The sequence below is a fragment of the Flavobacterium sp. genome (assembly GCF_028712645.1).
In the GTDB taxonomy this organism is placed as follows: Bacteria; Bacteroidota; Bacteroidia; order Flavobacteriales; family Flavobacteriaceae; genus Flavobacterium.
This window is the reverse complement of sequence record NZ_JAQTPQ010000273.1, coordinates 1-4,497: the sequence shown is the minus strand read 5'-3', so window position 1 is coordinate 4,497 and position 4,497 is coordinate 1. Positions and strand designations below refer to the sequence as shown.

4 protein-coding genes are annotated in these 4,497 nt (G+C 34.0%); 1 reads left to right on the top strand and 3 read right to left on the bottom strand.

The features are described 5' to 3' along the window. Positions 1-1,204: phosphopyruvate hydratase (gene eno, locus PHC28_RS16015; protein ID WP_300102979.1), on the bottom strand; the 1,204-nt coding region annotated here is incomplete at its 3' end. Positions 1,205-1,497: 293 nt separating this feature from the next. Between eno and PHC28_RS16010 the strand changes: the two genes are divergently transcribed. Continuing rightward, complete coding sequence (locus tag PHC28_RS16010) at positions 1,498-3,087, top strand: peptide chain release factor 3 (protein WP_300102976.1); 1,590 nt, start codon at positions 1,498-1,500, stop codon at positions 3,085-3,087. Positions 3,088-3,210: 123 nt separating this feature from the next. Here the strand turns inward: PHC28_RS16010 and PHC28_RS16005 are convergent, their stop codons facing one another. After that, complete coding sequence (locus PHC28_RS16005) at positions 3,211-3,435, bottom strand: hypothetical protein (protein WP_300102973.1); 225 nt, start codon at positions 3,433-3,435, stop codon at positions 3,211-3,213. Between the two features lie 109 nt (positions 3,436-3,544). Then, positions 3,545-4,497, bottom strand: a 953-nt coding sequence (locus PHC28_RS16000; protein ID WP_300102970.1) for a T9SS sorting signal type C domain-containing protein, incomplete at its 5' end; no start/stop codon positions are given.

The following is a 4,497-nucleotide window of genomic DNA, read 5'->3' as shown; positions in this document are numbered from 1 at the left end:
TACGGTCTGACCGTGATGCAGAACCTGTTTTGATTTGACCACAGTTTAAAGCTACTGCTAAATCAGCGATGGTATTATCTTCGCTTTCACCTGAGCGGTGTGACATTACTGAAGTATATCCTGCATTTTTAGCCATATTTACTGCTGCAATAGTTTCAGTTAAAGTTCCAATTTGGTTTACTTTTACTAAAATTGAGTTGGCAATTCCTTTTTCGATTCCTGTTGACAATCGTTCTACATTAGTTACAAATAAATCATCTCCAACTAATTGTGTTTTATTACCAATTTTTTCTGTCAAATATTTCCAACCTTCCCAATCATTTTCATCCATTCCATCTTCAATAGAAATAATTGGATATTTTGAAACCAATTCAGCCAAATAATCTGCCTGCTCTTCTGAAGTTCTGATTTTTCCAGTTGGACCTTCAAATTTTGTGTAATCGTATTTTCCGTCTTTATAAAATTCAGAAGAAGCACAATCTAAAGCTACCATAATTTCGTCTCCAAAAGTATAGCCAGCAGCTTCAACTGCTTTTTTAATAGTGTCCAAAGCGTCTTCTGTTCCTCCTGCTAAATTTGGAGCAAATCCTCCTTCATCACCAACAGCTGTACTCAAACCTCTATCGTGTAAAACTTTTTTAAGATTATGGAAAATTTCTGTTCCCATTTGTATAGCTTGGGTAAAAGTAGCTGCTTTTACTGGGAAAATCATAAATTCTTGAAATGCGATTGGCGCATCAGAATGCGAACCACCATTGATGATATTCATCATTGGAACAGGTAATGTATTCGCAGAAACTCCACCTATGTAACGGTATAATGGCAATCCTAATTCGTTTGCGGCTGCTTTTGCAACAGCAAGAGAAACTCCAAGAATGGCATTTGCACCTAATTTTGATTTATTTGGAGTTCCATCTAAATCAATCATCATTTGGTCAATCAAGTTTTGTTCAAAAACTGAAACTCCTATAAGTTCTTCTGAAATAACGGTATTAACATTTTTCACTGCATTTAAAACTCCTCTTCCTAAAAATGCTTTTCCTCCATCTCTCAATTCCATTGCTTCATATTTTCCTGTTGAAGCTCCTGATGGAACTGCTGCTCTTCCTAAAACACCGTTTTCAGTGATTACATCTACTTCTACTGTAGGATTTCCTCTTGAGTCAAAAATTTGTCTTGCGTGAATTTTGATAATAATACTCATTTTTATTGATTTAAATATTGAATTACAAATATATTACTTCCTCTGATAATGATTTCATAAAAGAGTCAAATTTTATTAACGAAAACGTTATAATATTTCAAAATATCTTGCATTTAACTCAAAGTAACCTATAGAAACAAATTAGACCGCAAAGCAATGCTATTTGGGATATGCTTTCAAATGAAATTGAATAGAATTCGAGATTTTTTTTAAAAAGAAGTAAAAATTATTAGGGTTGGATTTTTTTTAATTGGCATTTATAAATAGTACTTTTGCAAACTATTTATACAAATATGGGTTTTTTAGAAGAAATACAGCGAAGAAGAACTTTTGGGATTATTTCGCATCCCGATGCCGGTAAAACAACCTTGACAGAAAAGCTACTCCTTTTTGGAGGCGCGATTCAGGAAGCAGGTGCGGTTAAGAACAACAAAATCAAAAAAGGAGCTACGAGCGACTTTATGGAAATTGAACGCCAGAGAGGGATTTCGGTTTCGACCTCTGTTTTAGCATTCAATTACAAAGACAAGAAAATAAATATTCTCGATACGCCAGGACACAAGGATTTTGCCGAGGATACCTTCAGAACTTTAACAGCTGTTGATAGCGTAATTGTTGTGATTGATGTTGCCAAAGGTGTCGAAGAACAAACCGAAAAACTGGTAGCTGTATGTAGATTGCGTAATATTCCCATCATCGTTTTTATCAATAAATTAGACCGTGAAGGAAAAGATGCTTTTGATCTTATGGATGAAGTGGAGCAAAAACTAGGATTAACCGTTACTCCACTTAGTTTCCCAATAGGAATGGGCTATGATTTCCAAGGTATTTATAATTTATGGGAGAAAAACATCAATTTGTTTAGTGGTGATAGTCGAAAAAATATTGAGGAAACCATCGCTTTTTCGGATGTTTTAAATCCTGAACTTGAGAAAATTATTGGTCAAAAACCTGCTGATAAGTTACGTGAAGAACTAGAATTAATTGATGAAGTGTATCCAAAATTTGATTGTCAGGATTATTTAGACGGGAAACTACAACCTGTATTTTTTGGTTCAGCTTTGAATAATTTTGGAGTGCGCGAACTCTTAGATTGTTTTATAGAAATTGCTCCATCGCCAAGACCAAAAGAATCTGAAACACGATTAGTAAATCCAACTGAAGAGAAAATGACAGGATTTGTTTTTAAAATCCATGCCAATATGGATCCAAAACACCGTGACAGACTCGCTTTTATTAAAATTGTATCAGGTACTTTCGAAAGAAATAAACCTTATTATCACGTTCGCCAGAAAAAGAATTTGAAATTCTCGAGTCCCAATGCCTTTTTTGCAGAAAAAAAAGAAATAGTTGATATTTCATTTCCTGGCGACATTGTAGGTTTGCACGATACTGGAAATTTCAAAATTGGCGATACTTTGACCGAAGGTGAAGTTATGAGTTTTAAAGGAATTCCAAGCTTCTCTCCAGAACATTTTAGATATATTAATAATGCTGACCCAATGAAAGCCAAGCAACTTGACAAAGGTATTGACCAGCTGATGGACGAAGGTGTTGCACAGTTGTTTACACTCGAAATGAATAATCGAAAAATAATTGGAACCGTTGGCGCATTGCAATATGAAGTTATTCAGTATCGATTAGAACACGAATATGGTGCTAAATGTACTTATGAAAATTTTCCAGTGCATAAGGCTTGCTGGGTAAAACCCATTGATCCAAAAAATGAAGAGTTTAAAGAGTTTAGAAGAATAAAACAAAAATTTTTGGCACACGATAAGTACAATCAACTTGTTTTTTTAGCTGATTCAGATTTTACAATTCAAATGACACAAAACAAATTTCCTAGCGTCAAATTATTTTTTACTTCTGAGTTTGAGTAAACTATAACTTGAGTTCTAATAGCTATCAAAATGGATTGTCTGTTAAACAATTAACCGAATAAACAAAAATCCTGCGCTAAAAAAATTAGAGCAGGATTTTTTATTTGAAAAACAATTACTTTCTTATTCTTGAATTTTATTTTTTTGGATAGATTTGAACGTTAGAAAAACAAGAATTAATCCCGCTAAAGCTAACACCCATAAATAATCATCGATAGGCGTAGCAGGTGCATCACCTCCTTCTAAATCACCTCCAGTATCATTTGATCCTGGTGTCTGTGCAAATGTGATAAAGCCTGTCAATAAAAAGAAAAGGGTTATATATGATTTTGATAGTATCTTTTTCATACGTATATTTTTAAATGTTAATGGTTTTGAATCTCAAGCGTTGCCCTTCAACATCTCGATGGTTATCTGGACTGGGTAACGATGGATTTTGCTTTTTGCCTTTTTTAAATTAATAAATTGCTTTTTTAGTCACTACTTTATTTTCGTCTGAAATAATTTGAATTAGCAAGGGTTGTTTTGTTGCTGCCAAATTTTTTAAAATCGTTGTCGTGGCATGAATCTCTTTTTGCTCTAAAATTAACCTGCCTGCAATGTCAAATACTTTTACGCTTTTCATTGTAGTTTTTCCCGAATTGACATTTAAAACTCCGTTTTGTTTATAAACTGAAATAGAATTTTCGTCGAAAGTTGCATCGTTTACTTTCAAAGTTTTTTGATATTTCAATGAGAATCTCGCATTGTTAGTTCCTACTGGCGCAGTAAACGTATAAGAATCTGTTTGTAAGTTAGTTTCAGTTCCCGTGGTTTTATCAACAAGATAAATATCTTGACCTGCAGCAAACAAACCATCAACGTGGTCTTTGGCAATAGTATAGGTTCCTGCTACATCTGTTTTAAAATTTAAATTAACCACATCAGTAACATCAAATGGTAATGCACGGGCTTGAATAACATATTCCTCATTATTAATATCAGAAGTCAATGCTGTTGAGCTGTCATTTATGTATTTACCATCCAAAACATCAACTCCTTGAGTAGCTCCATCCATATATCCTACTAACATTTGGCTAAAAGCTCCATTAGCATTGGTAAGGTTTATCCAAACACGGTCTTTTTCAACCACATTTTTTGTTTTAAATATTTGGTTAGCATTATTAGCAACTCGCATTGAATTGGTAAAAAATGTAGTTACTGTTGCAGCCTTTTTTGCAGCCACAAAAAACCCTTGTCCTACTTGAATAATACCGTTTGGAACTGCACTAGTTGGTGTTGTTGTTGTCGCTCCTCCAGCAGTATAAGTTGCATAAGCAGAACCTCCTGCTCCATTTGTTTTTCTCCAGAAATACAAAGTACTCTCTATATTTGCTGAGTTAGCATTAAGAAATGCAGTAGCATCAATGG